Below are 2,385 nucleotides of genomic sequence, written 5' to 3'. Positions count from 1 at the left end.
CACCGCCCACGCGGCATCGGAGATCTCAGGCACATCCCTCATGACCATCCAACGAGCCGATGATCGGCGAGACACTGCCTAGGGGCCGTCTCCAGTCGTGATCACACGTGTCTGCCTGGCGGGCAAGACAGTGGCGGGGCTTCTGGATCAAGCTCCGGACTTTTCAATCGAGCCCAGACGCACAGGCGGCATACTTTGGTCGGCCGTGGTGAGACCGAAGACGGATTTCCTGGCGCCGGGCGCCTTCCTAGCGTGGCCGTGTGACGACGACCGATACCAAGAACGCCAAGAAGGCGCCGCTGCGGCGCGGGGCCCAGGATGAGGAGCGGGCGCTGGCGCCCGATCTCGCGCGCGGGATGATGCTCTTGCTCATCGTCCTGTCCAACACCGCCTTCCACCTCTGGGCGGCTCGGCACGGCCCTTCGGGGTGGCAGCCGGTCGATGGTACGTGGGCCGACCGCGCGGTCCAGTTCACTATGATCACCGTCTTGGATCTACGGGTCTATCCGCTCTTCGCGTTCCTCTTCGGCTACGGGATGATGCAGCTCTACCTGCGCCAGATTGAGGCCGGGGCCTCGGGGCGCGCTGCGGTGGGGATCCTGCGCAGGCGTAGCCTGTGGCTGATCGTCATCGGGTTGTCGCACGCCACCCTGCTGATGGCAGGCGACATCGTCGGCTACTACGGGCTGCTGAGCCTCGTCCTTGGCTGGCTCTTCGTCAGGCGCAGTGAGCGTGCACTGAAGTGGTGGATCGGGATCGCGGCCGCGCAGTTGGTGTTCTTCACGGCACAGCCAGTAATAACAGCCTTGCTCCGGGGCGGGTTGGGATCCCTGGGGGACTCGGGAGCGGAGGCGGGCTTCGAGGCGTACGCGTCGGGCGAGGAGAACGGGCTCGTGGCGCTCGGTACCCGGCTGATGACCGGTCTGTTCGTCACCTTCGCCGGTGCCCCGCTCGCGCTCATCGGCGGCGGCTACCTGGTTTTCCTGCTCGGTTTCTGGGCGGCACGCCGTCGCGTCTTGGAGGAGCCTGGGCGCCATCTGCGGCTGCTGCGCCGCACCGCGGTCAGCGGCATTGCGGTCGGCTGGCTCGGCGGACTGCCCGCCGCACTCGCCCACGTCGGCGCGCTCGAGGTGCCGGACGACGCGCAGAGCGAGGAGGGGGCGCTCACCATCCTGCGGGATTTCACCGGGAACGCCGCCGGGATCGGCTATGTCGCCGCCGTCGCGCTGTTCGCGCACTGGTGGACCCAATGGTCCAGCCAACAGGGCCGGTGGGGCGCAACGGCCGTCGTCGCGGTGTCCGCGGTCGGCAAGCGATCGCTGTCCTGCTACCTCGCGCACTCGTTGATCTTCTCCCCGCTGTTGGCAGCCTGGGGCCTCGGCCTCGGCGAGCACCTGACCAGCGCCACCATGGCGGTCTTCGCGGTCGGCGTCTGGCTGGTCACGGTGGCCGGGGCGTACGCCCTGGAGCGCGCCGGGCGACGCGGCCCGGCCGAGACAGTCCTGCGTCGGCTGGTGTACCGGCCGCCAGCCGTCGGGACCTCCCAGGCCCGATCGGCCATCAGGCCCCGGACCACGGCGGCGAACCCGGTCGGCTCGCGCCCGTCGCCGCGCGCGGCCGCGGCGCGGGAGCGCTGCTTCGCCTTCCGCGTCCCCCCAACGGTGCCTTCAGAGAGGGGGCGGCCAAGCAGGCCAGCGAGGTGAGCCAGGGTTTCCCCGGTGACGATCAGCAGCTGGCTGTGGGCGTGAGCGTCGGTGAGGGCGTACGACACCACACGCTGCCACTCGCGCAGGCATGCCGTACTCGCGGCCTACCTGTACCGCCCGGTGGAGGCAGTTCGAGGTCAGCGGCAGTGCTGCTCGACCGCCGCCAGCAGCTCCTGGGGCACGGTCTCGGCTGTCCAGCTCGGCGCCAGGGCGGCTCTCGTCGCGCCTGTCGCCGGCCACGGGTCCGGTCGCTGTTCAGCCGAGGCACCGTCGCGGCGGGTGTGGGGCGGCACCGTCGTGCCCAACGAGCCTCCGCTGCGGGGAGTCACGCGCCAGCGCACGTTGATCACTGGGGCCACCCGTAAGCCGGTATAGAGCGGGCCGGAGGCGGAATGAGCGCTATGCACAGAGCCTTGACCATCGGCCTGCTGAGCTGGGCCCCGTGCGAACGACCCGGCTCCTCCTTCGGTCGGCAAGCGCGGTGCCGGACCTCTCTACCGCGTCGGCGACCTCAAGCGCTGGGCCCGTAACCGAATCCGCGCCGCCGTCGATACTGCCGACCTGACCTGTCAAATGGCTCGAAATGGGCGGGCAGTTAGGCAGTGTCTCGCCGATCATCGGCTCGTTGGATGGTCATGAGGGATGTGCCTGAGATCTCCGATGCCGCGTGGGCGGTGAT

Annotated in this window: 1 protein-coding gene; it reads left to right on the top strand. The window is 69.6% G+C overall.

Annotated features, from left to right (window positions below):
* Window positions 1–260: 260 nt before the first annotated feature.
* Window positions 261–1,703, top strand: a complete 1,443-nt coding sequence (locus EEJ42_RS32215) for a DUF418 domain-containing protein (protein WP_123105445.1) — start codon at window positions 261–263, stop codon at window positions 1,701–1,703.
* Window positions 1,704–2,385 lie beyond the last annotated feature (682 nt).

Origin of the sequence: Streptomyces botrytidirepellens, assembly GCF_003721215.1 — a bacterium.
GTDB lineage: Bacteria > Actinomycetota > Actinomycetes > Streptomycetales > Streptomycetaceae > Streptomyces > Streptomyces himastatinicus.
The sequence above is the reverse complement of the archived record's forward strand: the minus strand, read 5'-3'. Positions and strand labels throughout refer to the sequence as shown.